The sequence below is a fragment of the Chordicoccus furentiruminis genome (assembly GCF_019355395.1).
Taxonomy (GTDB): domain Bacteria; phylum Bacillota; class Clostridia; order Lachnospirales; family Lachnospiraceae; genus Chordicoccus; species Chordicoccus furentiruminis.
Genome location: NZ_CP048829.1, coordinates 243097 through 263569, shown reverse-complemented (window position 1 = coordinate 263569; position 20473 = coordinate 243097). Strand labels below are relative to the sequence as shown.

Annotated in this window: 18 protein-coding genes; all 18 read left to right on the top strand. The window is 58.4% G+C overall.

Annotated features, from left to right (window positions below; genetic code table 11):
* Positions 1-27: 27 nt before the first annotated feature.
* Entirely contained in the window at positions 28-3546 is a 3519-nt protein-coding gene (locus G4C92_RS01170) for a DUF5717 family protein (RefSeq protein WP_274940805.1), read from the top strand.
* A 90-nt stretch (positions 3547-3636) separates the two neighbouring features.
* Complete coding sequence (locus tag G4C92_RS01165) at positions 3637-4929, top strand: DUF5716 family protein (protein WP_274940804.1); 1293 nt, start codon at positions 3637-3639, stop codon at positions 4927-4929.
* A complete protein-coding gene (locus tag G4C92_RS01160) occupies positions 4926-5732 on the top strand; it encodes a tetratricopeptide repeat protein (protein WP_274940803.1) in 807 nt (268 codons plus the stop codon). Before G4C92_RS01165 ends, G4C92_RS01160 begins: the two co-directional genes overlap by 4 nt.
* Positions 5733-5903: 171 nt before the next feature.
* Complete coding sequence (locus G4C92_RS01155) at positions 5904-6746, top strand: transporter substrate-binding domain-containing protein (RefSeq protein WP_274940802.1); 843 nt, start codon at positions 5904-5906, stop codon at positions 6744-6746.
* Between the two features lie 144 nt (positions 6747-6890).
* Positions 6891-7547 (top strand): amino acid ABC transporter permease, encoded by a 657-nt coding sequence (locus tag G4C92_RS01150; RefSeq protein WP_274940801.1) that lies wholly within the window; start codon positions 6891-6893, stop codon positions 7545-7547.
* A gap of 14 nt (positions 7548-7561) precedes the next feature.
* A complete protein-coding gene (locus tag G4C92_RS01145; RefSeq protein WP_274940800.1) occupies positions 7562-8344 on the top strand; it encodes an amino acid ABC transporter ATP-binding protein in 783 nt (260 codons plus the stop codon).
* 143 nt (positions 8345-8487) lie between these two features.
* Entirely contained in the window at positions 8488-9903 is a 1416-nt protein-coding gene (gene purF, locus G4C92_RS01140) for an amidophosphoribosyltransferase (RefSeq protein WP_274940799.1), read from the top strand.
* 61 nt (positions 9904-9964) lie between these two features.
* Positions 9965-11398 carry an adenylosuccinate lyase gene (purB, locus tag G4C92_RS01135; protein ID WP_274940798.1) on the top strand — a complete coding sequence of 478 codons (1434 nt, stop codon included), beginning with the start codon at positions 9965-9967 and terminating at the stop codon, positions 11396-11398.
* A gap of 141 nt (positions 11399-11539) precedes the next feature.
* A complete protein-coding gene (locus G4C92_RS01130; protein WP_274940797.1) occupies positions 11540-12820 on the top strand; it encodes an adenylosuccinate synthase in 1281 nt (426 codons plus the stop codon).
* A 246-nt stretch (positions 12821-13066) separates the two neighbouring features.
* Positions 13067-13801 carry a hypothetical protein gene (locus G4C92_RS01125; protein WP_274940796.1) on the top strand — a complete coding sequence of 245 codons (735 nt, stop codon included), beginning with the start codon at positions 13067-13069 and terminating at the stop codon, positions 13799-13801.
* 24 nt (positions 13802-13825) lie between these two features.
* Positions 13826-14650 carry an HAD family hydrolase gene (locus tag G4C92_RS01120; protein ID WP_274940795.1) on the top strand — a complete coding sequence of 275 codons (825 nt, stop codon included), beginning with the start codon at positions 13826-13828 and terminating at the stop codon, positions 14648-14650.
* Between the two features lie 87 nt (positions 14651-14737).
* Complete coding sequence (locus G4C92_RS01115; RefSeq protein ID WP_274940794.1) at positions 14738-15055, top strand: GGDEF domain-containing protein; 318 nt, start codon at positions 14738-14740, stop codon at positions 15053-15055.
* A gap of 94 nt (positions 15056-15149) precedes the next feature.
* Positions 15150-16163 carry an acyltransferase gene (locus G4C92_RS01110; RefSeq protein WP_274940793.1) on the top strand — a complete coding sequence of 338 codons (1014 nt, stop codon included), beginning with the start codon at positions 15150-15152 and terminating at the stop codon, positions 16161-16163.
* A 312-nt stretch (positions 16164-16475) separates the two neighbouring features.
* Positions 16476-17756: an IS110 family RNA-guided transposase gene (locus tag G4C92_RS01105; protein WP_274940792.1), complete on the top strand. Its 1281-nt coding sequence runs from the start codon at positions 16476-16478 to the stop codon at positions 17754-17756.
* A gap of 535 nt (positions 17757-18291) precedes the next feature.
* Complete coding sequence (locus G4C92_RS01100; RefSeq protein ID WP_274940791.1) at positions 18292-18849, top strand: SEC-C metal-binding domain-containing protein; 558 nt, start codon at positions 18292-18294, stop codon at positions 18847-18849.
* A gap of 338 nt (positions 18850-19187) precedes the next feature.
* Entirely contained in the window at positions 19188-19682 is a 495-nt protein-coding gene (infC, locus tag G4C92_RS01095; RefSeq protein WP_274940790.1) for a translation initiation factor IF-3, read from the top strand.
* 18 nt (positions 19683-19700) lie between these two features.
* Entirely contained in the window at positions 19701-19898 is a 198-nt protein-coding gene (gene rpmI / locus G4C92_RS01090; protein WP_274940789.1) for a 50S ribosomal protein L35, read from the top strand.
* Positions 19899-19922: 24 nt separating this feature from the next.
* Entirely contained in the window at positions 19923-20279 is a 357-nt protein-coding gene (gene rplT, locus G4C92_RS01085) for a 50S ribosomal protein L20 (RefSeq protein ID WP_274940788.1), read from the top strand.
* Positions 20280-20473: the final 194 nt, after the last annotated feature.

Here is a 20473-nt window from a genome sequence, read left to right as displayed (position 1 = left end):
TTTCAGCCGGAGGAGAGGGAAGACAACATGGTAAAGATTACGGAATCGGAGATCCGGCTGGAGACGGAGCCGGGCCGGAGCATCCGGTCTGCGCTTCATCTGGAGGCGGAGGATGCGGACCGCGTGCGGGGAGAGCTTTACTCGGATCATGCGCGGATCATTCCGGAGCTCGAGCAGTTTTCGGGACGGAAAATGCGGCTTCGCTTCGGCGTGGATGTGACGGGACTTCGTGACGGGGATACCGTGAACGGCCATCTGCTGGTGGTAACGGATTCCGGGGAACAGTCGGTTCCGGTCGCCGTCCGGATCCGCCGGGCGGAAAGGAGAACCGGAGAAAGCGAGGCGAAGGACCTCGCCTCGTTCGCATCCCTGGCGGAACAGGGACCGGAGGAGGCGTTCGGGCTGTTCATGAGCCCGGGATTCGGGAACCTGATTCCGGCGGACGATCCGGAACGCGCATCCCTCCTTGCCCTTCACCGGGGGCTGGCCGTTCCGGGCGCGTCCATGCTGGCGATGGAGGAATTTCTGCTGGCGGCCGGACTGAAGCAGCCGGTGACGGTGACGGCGGATGTCTCCGAGGTGCGGTATGACCGGATAAAGGAGACGGTGATGGAGCAGGTGACGCTGCGCCGTTCGTCGTGGGGAAGCCTGCTGATCCTGGCCGAAACCGAGGGGGATTTTCTGTCTCTTCCGAAATCCGTGCTCACGGATGAAGACTTTGTGGGGCGGACGTGTATCTTCTCCTTTCTCATTGACAGGAGCCGTCTTGGAACGGGAATGCGCTTCGGACGTATCCGTTTTCGCGCGCCGCAGGGAACGTTTGAGGTACGTGTCACCGCGACGGCGATGAAAAAGGACGAGGCGGATCCGGCGGTGGCCGCGGATCGTCTCGAACTGACGCTTTTCAGGGAGATGACGGACTGGTGCTGCGGCCGGACGGACAATGCCGCTCTGGCGGACCGTCTTGAGGAGACGATCGACCGGCTGCGGCAGATCCGCCCGGAGCGCACGGCGGCGCTGAAGCTTCTCTGGTCCTTTGCTCTGGAGACGGGAGGCCGACATGCCGACGCGCAGACGGTTCTCCGCGGGGTGACGGAGGGGGAAAAGGCAGGAGAGCCGGAAGAGATCCTGATGGCCATCGACTATATGGAGGGTTTCACCGGACTGGCGAAGCTGAAGCGGGAAGCGTTTGCCTCCCGCGTCCGGTCCTGCGCCGCGCGCCGGCCGGACAGCTGGCTGATGCTCCGCCTGATGGTCCGGACGTCCCCGGATCTCTGGAGGTCCGGGCGGCGTATCCTTGAGCTCACGCGGAACGCCTTCGTAAGCGGCTGCCGCAGCCCGTTCCTTTATGCTCAGGCTTTCTCCGTTCTTAAGCAGGAAGAGGATCTTCTGGAGAGGCTGGATCCGTTCATGCTCCGGATACTTCTCTTTGCGGCGCGCAGAGAAATGCTGACGGAAGGCCTGCTTCTCCGCGCCGCCTTTCTTTCGGATCATGAGAAGACGTTCAACGGCCTTTTATTCCGGGTCCTGACGGAAGGATACCGCCGGATGCCGCTGGACGGCGTGCTCGAGGCGATCGTCCGGCTTCTTATGAAGGGGGATCCCCGCGACAGCCGCTGCTTTCCGTGGTACGAACGGGCTGTCGCGAAGCAGATCCGTGTGCTCCGCCTCTACGAATATTATGTGGAGTCGATGCCCCCCGAAAGCACAGGCATCCTGCCGGCGGTGATCCGCCGTTACTTTGCTTACAACAATACGCTGTCTGATGAGGGACGTGCTTCGCTCTATGCAGCCGTTGTCCGCAGCCGAGCGGATGATCCGGAGACCTTCCGCCGTTATCATGACACGATGGAAGCCTTCGCCGCCGCGTCACTCCGTCAGGGAAGGATTTCCGTGAATTACGCCGCGCTGTATCAGGAGCTGATTGAACGGCTGCCGGACGAGGCTTCCGCCGCGACGATGACGAGGCTGCTCTTCACATTCAGGCTGTATACCGATGACCGCACGGTGACCTCGGCGGTTGTCATCCACCGGGAACTGGCGAAAGAAACCTCCGTGCCCTTCTCGCACGGCGTCGCGTGGATCGAGTGGTACACGCCGGATGCCCGGATTCTTCTCGAGGACAGGGAAGGACGCCGGTACGCGGTGACCAAAGCGTACGCCTGCGGAAGGCTGATGGAAGATGACCGGTTCCGCGAGATGTGCGTCCGGTCCTGTCCGTCCGATCCGGGAATCATCGTGAGCCGGATTCGGGAATTCGAGCGGAAGGAGATCGCTGACGCCGAGGCGTTCCGGATGTGGAAACGGGCCGAGGCATCAGAAGAGATGAGCGATGCGTTCCGGGAGGAGGTCCGGAGGCGTATTCTCGGATATATTCTTGTGCACCCGGAAAATTCGTTCTTCACGGACGAGACGGATCCGTCTGTGCTGGAACGGTACGCGGAGGCTGACCCTGCGCTGCTGGTTCGTGTTCTGACAGCCGGGGGTCAGTATCAGTCCGCCGCACGGGCGCTGGCGTCTCACGGATTCGAGCGGGTGGATCCGGCGCTGATCGCGCAGCTGGCCTCGCATCTCATCCGGAATGCGGAGGACCGGGAGGATGAGGAGCTTCTTCAGCTTTCCGTCTATGCTTTCCGAAGCGGCCGCTTCGACGAGGAGATCCTGCATTATCTGATGCTGTACTTCAGGGGCGGACTGAAGGAGATGCTCGCCGTCCGGGAGAAAGCCGCGGCCTTTTCCGCCGGCACCCGGTCGATGGACGAACGGATTCTGGCCCGGATGATTTTTACGAAGTCATCGGACGCCGAGGGGCCTTCCGTGCTTCGCACTTATGTCGGGGCCGGCGGGGACGCGGCGCTTGCCCGCCGCTATCTGGCATTTTACGCGGATGCAATGCTCGGGGAGCCGGGACGGATCGATCCGTGGACAGCATCCTTCGCGGGCAGCCAGCTGCGGTCCGGAGACATCACGGACGGCGCGGTGAAGCTGCTGTATCTCAGGGCTGTATCCGAGAAGTACAGCCTCGACAGGGAGGAGCTGACAGCGGAGGAGAAACAGCTGACAGAAATCCTGCTGGAGGAGAGCCGGGCACGCGGCCTGTTTTTCCGTTTCTATCAGGATCTTCCGGATTCGTTTGTGAGCGGGCTTCCTGTCCGCGACCGGATTTTCATCGAGAAGAAGGTTTCTCCGGCGGACCGGGTAACGATTCACTACAGGCTGTCCGCTGACGGCGGAAAGGAAGAGGAGCCCTGGCAGACAGAGAACTGTGAGCGGATTTTCCGGGGAATTTGTTCGCGGACATTCACGCTTTTCTACGGGGAGACGCTGGAGTATTATCTGACTGTCACGCATGAGGGAGAAGAGACGGACGGACCCCGTACCGCCGTCACATCCTCCGCGTCGGATCTGCAGGGGACGGGCTGCTACCAGAGAATCAACCGGATGCTGAAGGCGAAGGCGGACGGAGACACGGACGCGCTTCGTAAGGAGCTTCTGTCGTTCAGGAGAGCGAGACGTCAGGCGGAGCGGCTCTTCCGGCCGGAATAACGAGCCCGGGGACGATGAGGCGGTGCGGCAGGACTGAAGATCAGGATAACGGAAGCCTGAGGACGTCGGACCGGAAGAAGGGATGAGCGGATGATGAATGAAGTGCGGAATTTGCTGATCGGATTTGAACTCGGAGAGAAGGAGTCTCAGATCACGTGCTACGACCGGAAGAGGAAGGAGCCGGTGTCCGTTTCCACACGGACCGGGACGAATCTGTTCTTCTTTCCTACTGCCGTCGCGAGAAAAAACTGTTCCGATGAATGGTACTTCGGGCGGGAAGCGGAGTATTTTTCCTCACGGAAGGAGGCCGCTCTGGTCACAGACCTGTTTGATCTCCTGAAACGGGGTGACAGTGCGGATGTGGGCGGAAAAGTGTATACGGCGGAACAGCTGCTGGCTGCGTTCTTCAGGGAGGCGCTGAAACTGCTGGGTGTGACGGACCCGGTACGCTGTATCGCCGGGATCTGTGTCACGACCGGGGAACTGACCGGACGGCTCGCAAGTGAAATCCGCTCCGCGCTGGCGGCACTCGGGCTTCCCCCGGCGCGCTGCTTCGTTCAGGATTCTCTTGAGAGCTTCTACTATTACGGCTATTCTCAGAAGCCGGAGATATCGGTCCGCGGCATGGCGCTGATCCGGTTTCGCGGCGATACCGTCACATACCAGCGGATGGACGAACACCGGAGCCGGAAGCCGTTCACAGTGACGATCACGGAGCCGGAACGGCTTGCGCTTGAACAGGATCCGCTCCGGAGGGACGGGACCTTCGCTGCGGCGGTCGACAGATGGACCGGTGCGGGAGGCCTTTCAGGTATCTTCATCACAGGAGACGGATTCAGTCAGGATTGGGCGAAACGGTCTGTCCGCGCGCTCAGCGCCCGGGGCGCGAAGGTATTCGAGGGAGGAAACCTTTTTGTCAAGGGGGCCTGCTGGACCGTGCTGGAGAGACTCGAACGCCACGCTTTCCGCGGACGCGTCTATCTCGGACCGGATATTGTCCGCTCTTCCCTCTGCATCGATCTGATCGACGGCAGCGGGCAGACGGTGTATCCGCTGATCCGGGCCGGCGTCAACTGGTTCGAGAACGAATCGGTCTGTGAGATCATCCCGGACGGAAGGAAGGATCTGGTCGTCACGGTCATCTCGATGGACGGCACCCAGCATCGGAACGAACGATATCTCCCGGACGGCCTTCCGGACAGGCCGAACCGTGCGACGCGGCTCAGACTGGCCGCCTCCTGTACTGGCACGGACGAGGCCCGCCTTGAGGTGACGGATCTGGGCTTCGGGGAATGGTTCCCGTCTTCCGGAAAGCGATGGACCTATACGGTGCCGCTTGCATTCTCATCATTCAAGGCGAAGGAAGGAGCGTCATCAACATGACCGGATATCGGCTGTCAAAGACGGGAACGGCCCGCCATCCCTACTATCTTCCGGATCTGGCGCGGAATCTCCGGTCCGTGGAGGAGCTGTGCTGGCTGGTGACAGAGCAGCCGGCTCTCATCGACGAATCGATCACGTCAAAGGCGCTGACCCGCTGGCTGGTCGAGGAATTTGCGATGACCGGCACGGCGATCAGAATGGAGCGGGCCATGAAAAACGGAGGAGCGCTGACGGACTATCTCGGCCCGCTTCTGGTGGATGCGGATTATCTGACACCACTGGAAATGCGCGCTTATTTTCAGAGGCTGGAGAAGCTGGAGAAGGCGTCCTTGCCGGAACGGCTCCTGCTGAAGGCGGATGCGCTCGCCGGCTGGAGACGTTTCGGCCAGGCGATCGCGCTGTATCAGGAGGCGGCCGGAGCCGCTCCGAAGGACGGAACGGAGCTGCTGGCGAAGATCTGGCACAACTGCGGCGCCGCGTCGATGCAGCTGCTCGAATACGAGGAGGCACTGGCGGACTTTGAGCGCGCGTGGGCACTGACAGGGCGTGAGGCGGACAGACGGATCTGGCTGCTGGCACTGGCTGTCGCTTATCCGGCGGAACGGTTCCGTTGGGAAGCGGAGACGCGCGGTGTACCGGAGGACGCGGCGGAGGCGGCGCTCAGGGAGGCGTCGGAAGCGCTTTCCGGTCCTCCCGGGGCCGAGGAGACGGCCGACTCCGGCCTGCTGGCCGCCGAGGCGGATGAACTGCGGGCGGCCTATCACCGGGAAGCCGGCCGTTCCGACAGGAGGATTCTTTCTTGACCTCCCCGATGCCCTATGCTATGCTGTGGTAGTGCTTTACCATGGTAGAGCGATACAACAGCGTTCGGCGCGCAGGGCGGGGACATATCGCACCCGCGGAGACGGCGGAGGCGGAAACGCCGGAGCGGTCCGGAAGGCGCGGCGGGAGCGGACTGAAACGGGAGGATGATTATGAAGAAGAAAATGCTGAGTCTGATGCTGGCCGCCATGATGACGGTTTCCTGCGCGGTGCCGGCTCTGGCGGCGGATTCGGATACGGCAGCCGTGTCCGGAGCGGAATCCGCGGCGGAGAGCTTCGATCCGAAGGGCGATCTTGCCTATATCAAAGACAAGGGAGACCTGATTGTCGGCATCACGGATTTCGAGCCGATGGATTACAAGGATGACGACGGAAAGTGGATCGGATTTGACGCGGATCTCGCCGCGAAGGTGGCTGAGGATCTGGGCGTTGACGTGAAGTTCGTCGAGATCGACTGGGACAACAAGATCCTTGAGCTGAACAACAAGAGCATCGACTGCGTGTGGAACGGTATGACGCTGACGGACGAGGTGACGAAGTCCATGGACTGCACCAACGCCTACTGCAATAACGCTCAGGTGGTCGTGCTTCCCTCCGACAAGGCGGACAAGTACAAGGACGAGGACAGCCTGAAGGATCTGCAGTTCGCCGTGGAAGCCGGATCGGCCGGCGAGGCCGCGGCGGAGGAAAAGGGCTTCAGCTGCACGTCGGTGACGTCTCAGGCGGACACACTGATGGAAGTGAAAGCCGGTACGTCGGATGCGGCGATCATCGATCTTCTGATGGCCGGCGCGATGATCGGGAAGGGGACGTCCTATCCGGATCTGACCCATACGCTTGAGCTGACGACCGAGAAATACGGCGTCGGATGCCGCCAGGGATCGGATCTCCGCGACTGCATCAACGGAGAGTTCGTGAAGCTGTACAAGGACGGGACGATGAAGAAGATCGCGGAGAAGTACGGCGTGCAGGACGCGCTGATCGAGCAGAAGTGACTTAAGCCAAAGAGCGGGAGGAAAAACGGCCGGTACCGGAAGTCTTTCCCTGCCCCGTGAACCTGCGATTCAGGCAGGCGGTCCGCCGCCTGCCTGAATCGTTTCCTGCTGTCAGCCATTCTGCATTGAAGGAGATATCTGATCATGTTCTGGACTGTCACATCCTCTCTCTGGGACGGCTTTCTGATGACGCTGAAGCTGTTCGTCCTCACACTGCTGTTCTCGCTTCCGCTGGGACTGCTGATCAGTCTCGGCTCCATGAGCCGCATCGCCGTTCTGAAATATCCTTTGAAATTTCTGATCTGGATCATCCGCGGAACGCCGCTGCTGCTGCAGCTTCTGGTGATTTATTACGGGCCCGGAATCCTTCTGCAGAAGAACATCTGGGGCTCGGGAGATACCGGCCGCTTCATTGCGGCACTGGCTGCCTTCGTCATCAACTATGCCTGCTACTTCTCGGAGATTTACCGTGGCGGCATTCAGGGAATTCCGGTGGGCCAGTATGAGGCGGGCCAGGTGCTCGGACTGACGAAGGGCCAGATCTTCCGCCGGATCGTGCTGCTTCAGGTCATCAAGGCCATTGTGCCTCCGATGGCCAACGAGATCATCACACTGGTCAAGGACACGTCCCTCGCGAGAGTGATCGCGGTCTATGAGATCATCTGGAGCGGCGAACGTTTCATCAAGAGAGCGGGCATCATCTGGCCGCTGTTCTACACCGGGGTATTTTATCTTGTGTTCAGCGGCCTCCTGACGCTGCTGTTCCACTATATCGAGAAAAAGCTGGATTATTTCAGATGAGCGGGGGAGACGCGATGGCATTTCTTGAAGCAGAGCATATCAGCAAGCATTTCGGCGCGACGGACGTCCTCAGAGACATCAGCTTTTCCATGGAGGAAGGTCAGGCGGTTTCGATCATCGGATCCTCCGGAAGCGGAAAGACGACGCTGCTTCGCTGTCTGAATTTTCTCGAGACGCCGGACGGAGGCGTCATCCGGGTGAAGGGCGAGACGCTGTTCGACGGATCGGACAGCCGGCGCCTTACGGACGCGGAGGCGCGGAGCCGGCGACTTCACTTCGGCATGGTCTTCCAGCAGTTTAATCTCTTTCCCCAGTACACCGCCATTGAGAACGTGATGCTGGCGCCGCGTCTGGCGGCGAAAGAGAAGCATCAGAACCGGGACGCGGAGATCCGGAATCAGGCGGAGGCGCTTCTCGGGGAGATGGGACTTTCCAACCGGATCAACAGCTACCCGCATCAGCTCTCCGGCGGACAGCAGCAGCGGGTGGCGATCGCCCGCGCGCTGGCTCTTCATCCGGATATTCTCTGCTTCGACGAGCCGACCTCGGCGCTCGACCCGGAGCTGACGGGTGAGGTGCTCCGCGTGATCCGCAATCTTGCGATGCAGCACACGACGATGATCATCGTGACACATGAGATGGCTTTCGCACGCGACGTGGCGGACCGGGTGATCTTCATGGACGGAGGGAGGATCGTCGAGCAGGGCGCGTCCCGGGATGTGATTGATCATCCGAAGGAAAAACGGACACAGGAGTTTCTTTCAAATTACGCGAAAGGACCGGGAGAGGACGCCTGACGGCGTCCCTTCCGGTCTTTTTCTTGAAATGTCTTCACGGATAGGCTATGATAGCCGCGGTATAAGCGTCCGCCGGCAGCGACGGACGAAACGCGACCGAAGCGGCCGGTGACGGCCGCCGCAGAAGAAAAGGACAGACCGGAATGAGAGAACTTCGCGAAGCATGCGGTGTATTCGGAATCTATGACCTGTCGGGCCGCAAGGATGTGGCCCGGACGATCTACTACGGACTGCTCGCCCTGCAGCATCGCGGCCAGGAGAGCTGCGGCATCGCGGTGAGCGACACGGAGGGCCCTAAGGGCAAGGTCCGCGCGCACAAGGGGATGGGGCTGGTCAATGAGAACTTCCGTCCGGAGGATCTGGACGCGCTGTACGGCGACATCGGCGTAGGCCATGTCCGCTACTCGACGGCAGGAGCCAGTACGCGGGAGAACGCCCAGCCCCTCGTTCTCAGCTATATCAAGGGAACGCTCGCGCTGGCCCACAACGGGAACCTGATCAACGCGCTGGACCTGAGGGAGGAACTGGAATACAACGGCTGCATTTTCCAGACAACGATCGATTCGGAGGTGATCGCGTATCATATCGCGCGGGAACGGGTCCGTTCCGCGTCCGTCGAGGAGGCAGTGGGGAAGGCGGCTGACAAGCTGAAGGGAGCCTATTCTCTGATCGTCATGTCTCCGAGAAAGCTGATCGGTATGCGCGATCCGGACGGCTTCAAGCCTCTTGTGCTCGGCCGCCGCGATAACGCGTGGATCCTCGCCTCCGAGACGTGCGCGCTCGACACGATCGGGGCAGAGTTCGTCCGGGACGTGGAGCCGGGTGAGATCGTCACCATCACGAAGGACGGCGTCCGTTCCGACCGGAGCCGTGTGAGGCCGGCGGCGCGTCAGGCGCACTGCAGCTTCGAGTACATCTATTTTGCGCGGCCCGACAGCCACATCGACGGAATTTCCGTGTACCAGTCCAGAATCCGCGCGGGGCGGTTTCTGGCCCAGGACGCGCCGATCGACGCGGATGTCGTCTGCGGCGTTCCCGAATCGGGGAATGCAGCCGCCCTCGGCTACTCGCTGGAATCCGGCATTCCCTTCGGGCAGGCGTTTTACAAGAACAGCTATGTGGGCCGGACCTTCATCTCGCCAAAGCAGAGCGCACGGGAGCAGGGGGTTCAGGTGAAGCTGAATGCGCTTTCCGAAGCGGTCGCCGGGAAACGGGTGATTCTGGTGGATGACTCCATCGTCCGCGGTACGACCTCGGACCGGATCATCCGGATGCTCCGCGACCACGGGGCGAAGGAGGTGCATATGCTGGTTTCCTCCCCGCCGTTCCTCTGGCCCTGCTATTTCGGAACGGACATTCCGGAGAGACATCAGCTGATCGCCTACAACCGGTCGGTGGAGGAGATCTGCAGCATCATCGGAGCGGATTCCCTCCACTATCTGAGAACCGAGCGTCTGCCCCAGCTGGTGGACGGGCGCGTGCATCTGTGCGAGGGATGCTTCACCGGCGTCTACCCGATGAAGACACCGGAGATCAATATACACGACGCGCTGGAATAAAGAACGGACCGGGAAGACCCGGAGAAGCCGGCCGTCCGGCCGGCCAAGGACAGGAGGAGCTATGAGCAGTGACAGATATGTAAGTCCGCTTTCGGAACGCTACGCGAGCCCGGAGATGCAGGAAGTGTTCTCGCCGGACAGAAAGTTCCGGACCTGGAGAAAACTCTGGATCGCGCTGGCCGAGACGGAGAAGGAACTGGGGCTTCCGATCACCGATGAGCAGGTCGCGGAACTGAAAAGCCACGCGGACGACATCAACTATGAGGACGCGAAACGCCGGGAGAAGGAAGTGCGTCACGATGTGATGTCCCATGTTTACGCCTACGGGCTGCAGTGCCCGAAGGCGAAGGGAATCATCCATCTCGGCGCCACATCCTGCTACGTCGGGGACAACACCGACATCATCCTGATGCGCGACGCGCTGGACATCATCCGGCGGAAGCTGATCAACGTGATTGCCGAGCTGGCACGCTTCGCGGACCGCTACAAGGATCTTCCGACGCTGGCGTTCACGCATTTTCAGCCGGCCCAGCCTACGACCGTAGGCAAGCGGGCGACGCTGTGGATCAATGAGTTCATGATGGATCTGGAGGATCTGGACTACGTCCGCGGTTCGCTGAAGCTTCTGGGCTGCAAGGGGACCACCGGCACGCAGGCCTCCTTCCTCGAGCTGTTTGCGGGAGATCAGGGAAAATGCGACCGTCTTGATCCGATGATTGCGGAGAAGATGGGCTTTTCCGCCTGTTATCCGGTGTCCGGCCAGACCTATTCCCGCAAGGTGGATACCCGTGTGCTGAACGTTCTTGCCGGCATCGGCGCCAGCGCCACGAAGTTCTCCAATGACATCCGCCTGCTTCAGCATCTGAAAGAGGTGGAGGAGCCCTTCGAGAAGAATCAGATCGGCTCGTCGGCGATGGCCTACAAGCGCAACCCGATGCGTTCCGAGCGGATCGCCTCTCTGTCCCGCTACCTGATAGCGGACGCGGTGAATCCGGCGGTCACCTCCTCGGTACAGTGGTTCGAGCGGACGCTGGATGATTCCGCCAACAAGCGGCTTTCCGTGCCGGAGGGCTTCCTCGCCTGCGACGGTGTGCTGGATCTTGTGGCGAACGTGGTGGACGGCCTGGTGGTCTACCCGAAGGTCATCCGGAAACACCTGATGGCCGAGCTGCCGTTTATGGCGACCGAAAACATCATGATGGACGCAGTGAAGGCGGGAGGAGACCGTCAGGAGCTCCATGAGCGGATCCGTGAGCTCAGCATGCAGGCCGGCCGTGCGGTGAAGGAGGAAGGCCGGGACAATCCGCTGCTGGAGCTGATCGCGGCGGATCCGATGTTCCATCTTACGCTCGCCGATCTCGAGAAATCCATGGATCCGGCGAAGTATATCGGGCGCGCGCCGTATCAGACGGCCCGCTATCTTGCCGAGACGGTTCAGCCCGTGCTGGACGCGAACCGGGACGCGCTCGGCTGGAAAGCGGAGATTGACGTCTGAAACCGTTTGACAGGATTTTTTTCGATTATATAATAAGAAAGGCGCCGCGAGTGTGCGGCGCCGGTCAGTTACCTTCAATACATCGAAAAGGCATAACGAATAGGGCGGATCCGATGAATGATTCCAAAGGAGGATTCTTGTATGGTTACAGCAGTAGTCGGTGCGAACTGGGGCGATGAAGGGAAAGGCAAAATCACGGATATGCTCGCCGATCAGGCGGATATCGTGATCCGCTTCCAGGGGGGAGCCAATGCAGGCCACACAATCAGGAACGGGTACGGCAAGTTCGCGCTTCATACGCTGCCGTCCGGCGTCTTTCATCCGGAGGTCGTCAATATCATCGGCAACGGCGTGGCGCTGAGCGTGGATAAGATCGCGGAGGAGCTGAAGGAGATCGAGTCCCGTGGTGTTCCGGCCCCGCGGCTGATGATTTCCGACCGCGCGCAGATCGTGATGTCCTATCATGTGCTCTTTGATACGCTGGAAGAGGCGCGGCTTGCCGGAAAGTCTTTCGGGTCCACGAAGTCAGGCATCGCGCCCTTCTACAGTGACAAGTTCGCAAAAATCGGGATTCAGGTCAGTGAGCTGGCGGACATGGATACGCTCCGCGAGAAGGTGGAGGGCATTCTGGTCAAGAAGAATATCATGCTGAAATATCTCTATCATCATGATGAGCTGAAGACCGACGACATTATGGCCGAGCTGGTTCGCTACAGGGAAATTCTGAAGCCGTATCTGGCGGATACGACGGCTTATCTTTCGAGGGCGATGAAGGAAGGCAAGACCGCTCTGCTTGAGGGACAGCTGGGAACCATGAAGGATCCGGACCACGGAATCTATCCGATGGTTACCTCGAGCTCCACGCTGGCAGGCTACGGCGCCGTGGGCGCCGGCGTGGCTCCGTATGAGATCAGGAGGATCGTGGCGGTGACCAAGGCATACTCCAGCGCCGTGGGCGCCGGTGAGTTTGTCTCCGAGATCTTCGGTGATGAGGCAGAGACACTTCGGAAACGGGGCGGTGACGGCGGAGAGTACGGCGCGACGACCGGACGCCCGAGAAGGGTCGGCTTCTATGACACCGTGGCTTCCGCCTACGGCTGCCGTCTGCAGGGTGCGACGGATGTGGCGCTGACCGTGCTGGATGTACTCGGCTATCTCGACGAAATCCCGGTCTGTGTGGCCTACGACATCGACGGCCGTGTCACGACGGATTTCCCGACTACGACTGAACTGAAGAGGGCGAAGCCGGTCTGGGAGAAACTCCCCGGCTGGAAGTGCGATATCCGGGGCATCCGCCGCTACGAGGATCTTCCGGAAAACTGCCGGAAGTATGTTGAATTCATCGAGGAAAAGATCGGCCACCCGATCACCATGGTTTCCAACGGTCCGGCGCGGGAGGATATCATCTACCGGAACCGCTGAAGTGAGGCTTTTTCAGGTATTACCCTGCGGCCGTCTGAGAGGCGGCCGCAGGGTCAGGAGAGCGATGATTCTGACGGCGGGCGTGCGGGGGCACGCCCGCCGGTCTGTTGCATTGCCCGCCCGCTGTCTGCTTTCCGGTTGTCTTTTCGCCCCGGAACAGGTATGATGAAGATTCAGAATATGCGCGGACGCGCGCCCGGGCCGGCTTCCGGCCGGCGCGGTCCGGCGGAAATGGAGAGAGCCGAAGTGAGAGTACGAATGATCTCCGCCGTCTGCGCGGCTTGCGTTCTGGCAGCGGCCTCCGGGGGCTGCTCAATGCTGCCCTCGGCCGAACTGGATTCCGGCGTGATGTCGGCGGCCTCCCGGGCCGAGTCGGCAGCGGCCGATGCAGCCTCCGCGCTGGCCCGTGTCCAGTCGGCGGCCAGTGCCATCAATCGGGCTGCTTCATCTGAGACGTCAGATGGCGGGACGAAGGACGCAACGGACGCGACAGTCAACATGAAGATGATCACAGGCGGAGACGGCCGCTACTCGATCTCGGTACCGGACAGCTGGCAGGACCTGAAAGGCAGGCTGGGCGGTGATTCGGAAGGATTTCTGATCGAGACGGGAAGTTTCGACGAGCAGACCTTTCTGATCTTCGGAGCGGAGCCGTCGGAGGACTCAAATCTGACCTCTTTCGACGACTATTTCGCGACGCTGACGCAGGGCGTTACGGGAAGCAGCTCACTCAGCGATGTGAAAACCTCGAATCCGGAGACCATCACGCTGAAGACCAGCGGGCTGCAGGGCAAGAAGGTCACCTTTACCGCGAACTATCATCCGCAGGGGGCGTCCGATCAGCGCATCGCCTACCGGATCTACGGCGCGGAAGGCAGCGGGATTTACTATCAGTTCTGCTGCTGGACGACGGCGGCCAACAGCGCGATGATGGACGAGACACTTGACCGGATCGTCAGCTCCTTTACCGTCAGCAGCTGAAACCGGCATCCAGGGAGGTATGGCATGAACAAGAGCAACCGGACGTGGAAGAGAGCGCTCGCGCTGGGCGGCGCGGTGATTCTCGGATCGATGTATGTGCTGACGCTCGTCTTTGCCCTCATGAAAAGCGATCTGGCGCAGGCACTCTTCAGGGGGGCTCTGGCGCTCACGTTTATCGTTCCCGTTCTGCTTTATATGATTCTGATGATGGCGAAGGTGCTGAAACCGAAAAAGTCCGAGGTGATCGACGCGGTCATCTTCGATATCGGCAAGGTGCTGACGGATTTTCCGTGGGACACTTATACCGGCGGCCAGAACCTCAGTCCGGAAGCCGAGAAGGTGATCCGCGAGAAGGTCGTGCCGTCGGAGCTTTGGCGCGACTTTGATCTCAACGACCGTCCCTATGAGGACATCGTGAATTCCTTTGTGGCGCTGGATCCCCGTTTTGAGAAGGAAATCCGCCAGGTGGTCGAGACGGAGGATCAGATCGTGAAGCCGTTCTGGTACACAGCGGATCTGATCCGTGAGCTGAAGCGGAAAGGCTACCGCGTCTATTACCTCTCCAACTGGGCGAAGGAGTGGTACGACAACCTGAAGGACAGTTCGCTGGCTTTCATAAAGAAAATGGACGGCGGACTGTTTTCCTTCGAGGTTCACAAGGCGAAGCCCGATCCGATGATTTACCGGATGCTGACGGACCGTTATGGTCTGGATCCGGGCCGCTGCCTCTTCATCGACGACGCGCCGGAGAATGTGGAGGCCGCGAAAGCGTGCGGGATGGCGGCCATCCATTTCACATCCTACAGCGATATGCTGGAGAAGCTTCGCTCGGTCGGGGTTGAACTGTAAAACGGAACTGTGGTATATTGACCCGGTGCAGCAGGACAGAGAGGCCTGCCGCAAGAGGATCAGGAAACAAGGAGGGAGATCGGTCTTATGCTGCGCAGATATGGGCGCAGGACGGACCGTTTCTGCCGCTGGGGAGGTGATGAGTTTGTCGGCCTTCTGCAGCTGAAGCATCCGCAGGACATTGAAGGAGCGGCGCTCCGGTTTAAGGCAGCAGCTGAGAAATGTGAAGTCAGGGTGCACGGCAGGAAGATCGCCTGCCAGTCCGCCATCGGCATCACCGTTGTCCGGGACGGCGACACGATGAAATCACTGATTGATCGGGCGGACCGGTATATGTACGAGTCGAAAAAGATCCGTGGCAATCAGATTGTGACGGATTTCAATGCGGGAGATATTGCAAAATGAAGACGGACTGCCCGACAGACCGGCGTGGATGAGAACGCGGATGGCTTCCGGTAAAAGTGCAGTGAACCGGGAGGAAGCGGAAAAGGGGATATCAATGGAATCGGAAAGAAAGTCCTTTCTTGACCTGGCGAGAGTGACTGCAATGATGATGGTCATTCTCGTGCATACCTGTTCCGGCGTACGGGATGTGATGCCGGATCAGATGACCGCGATGCAGATCAGAGTTTATGATTTTCTGAAAGGGATCGGAGCATCCGGAGTGCCGGTTTTCGTCATGATCAGCGGAAGCCTTTTCCTGGAAAAGAAGAGACGGATCAGCGTAAAACAGCTTCTTTGCAGGTATATCCGGAGACTGGTGCTGGCACTGGCGCTGTTCGGAACGCTGTTCGCTTTCATGGAAATCGTCATGGTCAGCCGGACGGTCACCCTGGCAGGTCTGGGACAGGCCTTCGTCAATATGCTGACGGGCCGTTCCTGGGCGCATCTCTGGTATCTCTATATGTTTATCGGGCTGTACCTGATCCTTCCGCTGCTGAAAGCTTTTGCGGATCAGGCAGACCGGAATACGTATCGTTATATTCTGATCGTGCTGCTGCTGTTCAATTCCGTTCTCCCGGCTGTCCGCGCTTATACCGGGTTTGACTTTGGCGTATACATACCGATTTCTCTGATCTATGTGTTTTATTTCCTGCTGGGACACTATCTTGAGGCTTACTGTACAGGCAGTGAAAAACTGAAAAGAATGGCGGCTGCGGGATTGACCGTATGCTTTCTCCTTCTTGCCGCCGGCATGCTGTCCGGATGGAATCTGATTACCGGATATGATTCTCCGCTGACTGTGGGCATGAGTGTTTCCATATTTTATCTCATTGCGGCATGTGCAAAAGGAGAGTACCGGTTCTGCGGAAGGTGCAGAAAATATATATTCGGTGTTTATCTGATGCATACGGTATTTCTGAATCTCTGCTATAAGGTGCTGCATCTCACCCCGCTTATGGCCGGAGGCTATGTTCTGATTCCGGTATTCATGATCCTGACCTTTGTGATCACCCTTGCAGTTGTCCGGGTTTTATACCGCATTCCTTTTCTCGGAAAATATGTGTTATAAGGTGTACGTAACACCATCAAAAGAACTCCGGCGGCTTGCCGTGGGGAGCAGTCGGGGAAACTGTGAATCGCTTGCGGCAGGATGATCGCAACGGATTCCTTCATGTCAGGACTGAGGTTTTGAGCCGGCAGGACGGGGCGGTACATGCAGGAGACAGAAGACCGGTGCAGAGAAGCGGAATAAAGGAGCTTCCTGTATGATCTAAATTTAGGGCCCCGACAGAAAGAAGGTGAAAGAAAAGATACCTCAATGTAATATAAGATTTGCTGACCCACGACAGTTAGCAAAATCCATTACAAGAGAGGTATCCAAATGAAGTCTACCACACAAAACGCAAAGATTGCAGCTATCACCGAAAAAACTTTGATCATTGGCATTGATGTCGGAAGTGAAACGCACTTCGCAAGGGCTTTTGACTGGCGGGGATACGAATTCTCCAGAAAACCACTCGAGTTCAGCAACACCGGGGAAGGGTTCGAGACGTTCCGGGCCTGGATCGATGAGCTGAAGGAGAAACACGGGATGGACAAGGTCATGCCGGGCATGGAACCGACAGGCCATTACTGGTTCAATCTCGGGAAGTTCCTGCAGGATCATGGTATGACGCCGGTGCATGTGAACCCCCATCACGTCAAGAAGTCAAAGGAACTGGATGACAATACCCCATCCAAGAATGATCGCAAAGATCCGAAAGTGATCGCCGGTCTGGTAAAAGACGGAAGGTATTTCCGACCGTATATTCCAGATGGGATTTACGCAGAGATCCGGGCACTGTCAGGGCTGCAGGTACTTGCGCAGAGTGAGATCACAAGATTGAAGAACCGGATCGCCAGATGGTTCAGCATCTACTTCCCGAATTACAAAGACGTTTATGGGAACATTGGTGCGGTCAGCGGTCTTATGGTTCTGGAAGCAGCACCCCTGCCGGCAGATATCGTAAAGCTTGGCGTAGACGGTGTAAACCGGATCTGGAGAGAAGCAAAACTGAGAGGCGTCGGACTGAAGAGGGCAAAGACCCTGGTAACGGCGGCAGAACACAGTATCGGAAGTCGGGACGCACAGGAAGCGGCCAGGATCGAACTGCGGATCCTGCTTGCGGATTATAAGATGCAGACGGCACAGGAAGCAGAGCTGATGGCACTGATCGAGGACAAAATCAGAAAAGTTCCGTATGTTGACAAGCTTCTGGAGATCAGAGGTGTAGGCCTGAAGACGGTGACTGGATTTGTGGCGGAAGTCGGGGATATAACCCGTTTCGATGATCCCAGACAGCTCCAGAAGCTGGCCGGTTATGCCATTGTAAAGAATGAATCCGGCAAACATAAGGGAGAAAGCCACATCAGCTATCGAGGGCAGAAGCGGCTGAGATATGTGCTGTATGAGGCGGCGGTCAGCGTGGTAAGCCATAGCGCGGAATTCCGGTCGATCTACCAGTATTACACGACCAGGGAGAAGAATCCTTTGAAGAAGATGCAGTCGATGATTGCGGTCGCATGTAAGCTGGTCCGGGTGTTCTACCTGATTTTGAAAACGGGAGCCACCTATGACGCGGGGAAACTGATGGATGATATCCGGCGGCCTGTGGCAGCCTGAAAAAAACAAAGCACCAGAGAAACGACTGCTTGCAGCCGGAGCCGGGCCTCTGATCCGATATCGTCGGTCCGGCCCCGGTCACAAGCAGAAGACCGGCTCCCTTATGGGAGTGACGAAAAAAGAAGCTCATCAGGGAACGTCCGCCGAAAGGTGCTGGTGAGCGGGAGCTGGAGTCAGCAAACAACAAAGAATGAGCCAGTAGTCGGCAGGAATATTTTCCATAGGGCAAGACCCAGTAAAGGAGCTAAGCTGACACCCTGGTTATGGGCAGGCGGAACGAAGGAAGTGAGGACCCGTCGGGGAACCGAAGGTGATCCTGGTAGATACGGGAGGTGCGCTGCCATAGAGGGAAGGGTTATACAACGGCCATGTATAGCGGGATGGATGACGTTCTGCTTCGTATACCCAAAAACCTCTATTCTCGTACCAGATACTCTGAGATGCCCATCCTTCCGGCTCATTCGGCAGAGATATAACATTGAGAAATCGTTTATTTTAAAGGAAAAATCACTTGACTTTATAGGGAGAGAAAAACATGGCGAACGAAACACTTGCGCAGATGGAAGAGGAGCTTAAAGCGGACGAGAATACGCTGCTCGGAAAATGGAGAGCCAAGGCCTATAACCAGCAGGCGGACCGGCAGTGGCTGAAGCGCTTCTGGAACGATTACTTCGAAATCGAGAAGAATATTTACCGCCTCCTTCTCTCATCCCCGGATGAGGAGGTGAAGGGAACGGTGAAGGAGCTGGCAGACCGCTACAAGGTTTCCGTCGAGGTGATGGTCGGTTTTCTGGACGGCATCAACGATTCGCTGAAGGAAGCCAATCCGATCGAGACGATGGACGAGAACACGGAGGTTTCGCTGGCGTTCGACAAGGAGAAGCTGTATAAGAACATGGTGGACGCGAAGGCCGACTGGCTCTATAATCTGCCGGAGTGGGACGGAATCTTCACGAAGGAAGAGCAGCACCGACTTTATCTCGAGCAGAAGAAGTCAGGGACTATCGTGAAACCGAAGAAAATCGGCCGCAACGATCCCTGTCCCTGCGGAAGCGGAAAGAAATACAAGTACTGCTGCGGCCGGAACAAGTAAAAAGCGGGCCGCCAGGCTGCGAAGTGTTTTCCGGATTTTTTCGGGAAATGCACTTGACAGCCGTTCTCTTTACTGGTAAAGTTTAAACGTTGTTAAAAACAAGCAGAGTGACCACTCTCACCCCGGAACAGATGTGAAGGGCGTTGATAACGCGAAATCAATTCGGCTGCGGAAGCGGCCGGATCAAAGCGGGTGGTCTCTGACCGCCCGCTTTTTGCATGCGGTCTTACGGATACGGAGGGGCGGCGTTCTGACAGCCGCAGTCCGGATGAAAAAGGCTGCTTGTCTGACGGACATCGGCACAAGATCTGAGGAGGGAAGTAACAATAAGCGATTGTATGATTAACGAGCAGATTCGTGATCGCGAGATCCGTCTGATCGGAGAGAACGGTGAACAGCTGGGCATCATGTCCGCGCGTGAAGCCCAGGCAAAGGCTGATGCGGTGGGACTTGATCTGGTGAAGATCGCGCCGAAGGCGCAGCCGCCAGTCTGCAAGATTATCGATTACAGCAAGTTTCGTTATGAGCAGTCCCGTAAGGAGAAGGAAGCGCGCAAGAAACAGAGGATCGTGGAGATCAAGGAGATCCGTATGTCTCCGAACATCGACACCAACGACCTGAACACAAAGGTCGGTGCCGCGCGCAAGTTTCTCGAGAAGGGCAACAAGGTCAAGGTGAGCATCCGCTTCCGTGGCCGGGAGATGGCCCATACGCAGGCCTCCCGCCCGATGATGGATGACTTCGCCGCCAAGCTTTCCGACATCGCTGTTGTAGACAAACCGCCGAAGATGGAAGGCAGATTCATGACCATGTTCCTGTCAGAGAAAAAATAACAGAGAGGAGATTCTATCATGCCGAAGATGAAGACAAAGAGAGCCGCTGCGAAGCGTTTCCACGCAACCGGAAGCGGTAAGCTCAAGAGAATGAAAGCTTATAAGAGCCATATCTTAACCAAGAAGGACCGCAAGACGAAGCGCAACCTGCGTCATGCGACGATCACGGATCCGACGAACGCTAAGGTCATGAAGAAAATTTTACCGTATTTCTGATTCGCATACGTGGAGGTATAAGAGATGGCGAGAATTAAAGGCGGCTTAAATGCCAAAAAGAAGCATAACCGGGTACTGAAGCTGGCAAAGGGCTATTACGGTGCCCGTTCCAAGCAGTACAGAGTAGCGAAGCAGTCCGTGATGCGTGCGCTGGCCAGCGCGTATGCGGGCCGCAAGCAGAGAAAGAGAGATTTCAGAAAGCTCTGGATCGCGCGTATCAACGCGGCGGCGAGACTGAACGGGATGAACTACAGCAATTTCATGCATGGTCTGAAGGCGGCGAACGTCGACATCAACCGCAAGGTGCTGGCTGACATCGCCGTGAATGATCCGGAGGGCTTCAAGACCCTCGCGGAGACCGCGAAGGCGGCACTGGCGTAAAGCCCGAAAGCAGGCATGGCGAAACGAACCACATAAGAGGCTGCCGCAGAAACGGCGCGGCTCCGGCGGAGACAATCCGCCGGGACAGCGCCGTCTGCGGCAGCCCTTTGCATAGGAGACGGACGGGCCCGTTCTGACGGAAAGACGGCGGCTGCGCGCGGTGAGCGCATGACAGGCCGCCGCCCGTCTCTTTC

What these genes read in the sequence shown, in the direction of transcription:
- rpmI (WP_274940789.1), top strand. Translation starts at nt 19,701, where the DNA reads ATGCCGAAGATGAAGACAAAGAGAGCCGCTGCGAAGCGTTTCCACGCA.
- G4C92_RS01165 (WP_274940804.1), top strand. Translation starts at nt 3,637, where the DNA reads ATGATGAATGAAGTGCGGAATTTGCTGATCGGATTTGAACTCGGAGAG.
- G4C92_RS01105 (WP_274940792.1), top strand. Translation starts at nt 16,476, where the DNA reads ATGAAGTCTACCACACAAAACGCAAAGATTGCAGCTATCACCGAAAAA.
- G4C92_RS01170 (WP_274940805.1), top strand. Translation starts at nt 28, where the DNA reads ATGGTAAAGATTACGGAATCGGAGATCCGGCTGGAGACGGAGCCGGGC.
- G4C92_RS01155 (WP_274940802.1), top strand. Translation starts at nt 5,904, where the DNA reads ATGAAGAAGAAAATGCTGAGTCTGATGCTGGCCGCCATGATGACGGTT.
- G4C92_RS01150 (WP_274940801.1), top strand. Translation starts at nt 6,891, where the DNA reads ATGTTCTGGACTGTCACATCCTCTCTCTGGGACGGCTTTCTGATGACG.
- infC (WP_274940790.1), top strand. Translation starts at nt 19,188, where the DNA reads ATGATTAACGAGCAGATTCGTGATCGCGAGATCCGTCTGATCGGAGAG.
- G4C92_RS01120 (WP_274940795.1), top strand. Translation starts at nt 13,826, where the DNA reads ATGAACAAGAGCAACCGGACGTGGAAGAGAGCGCTCGCGCTGGGCGGC.
- rplT (WP_274940788.1), top strand. Translation starts at nt 19,923, where the DNA reads ATGGCGAGAATTAAAGGCGGCTTAAATGCCAAAAAGAAGCATAACCGG.
- G4C92_RS01115 (WP_274940794.1), top strand. Translation starts at nt 14,738, where the DNA reads ATGCTGCGCAGATATGGGCGCAGGACGGACCGTTTCTGCCGCTGGGGA.
- G4C92_RS01100 (WP_274940791.1), top strand. Translation starts at nt 18,292, where the DNA reads ATGGCGAACGAAACACTTGCGCAGATGGAAGAGGAGCTTAAAGCGGAC.
- G4C92_RS01160 (WP_274940803.1), top strand. Translation starts at nt 4,926, where the DNA reads ATGACCGGATATCGGCTGTCAAAGACGGGAACGGCCCGCCATCCCTAC.
- G4C92_RS01110 (WP_274940793.1), top strand. Translation starts at nt 15,150, where the DNA reads ATGGAATCGGAAAGAAAGTCCTTTCTTGACCTGGCGAGAGTGACTGCA.
- purB (WP_274940798.1), top strand. Translation starts at nt 9,965, where the DNA reads ATGAGCAGTGACAGATATGTAAGTCCGCTTTCGGAACGCTACGCGAGC.
- purF (WP_274940799.1), top strand. Translation starts at nt 8,488, where the DNA reads ATGAGAGAACTTCGCGAAGCATGCGGTGTATTCGGAATCTATGACCTG.
- G4C92_RS01130 (WP_274940797.1), top strand. Translation starts at nt 11,540, where the DNA reads ATGGTTACAGCAGTAGTCGGTGCGAACTGGGGCGATGAAGGGAAAGGC.
- G4C92_RS01145 (WP_274940800.1), top strand. Translation starts at nt 7,562, where the DNA reads ATGGCATTTCTTGAAGCAGAGCATATCAGCAAGCATTTCGGCGCGACG.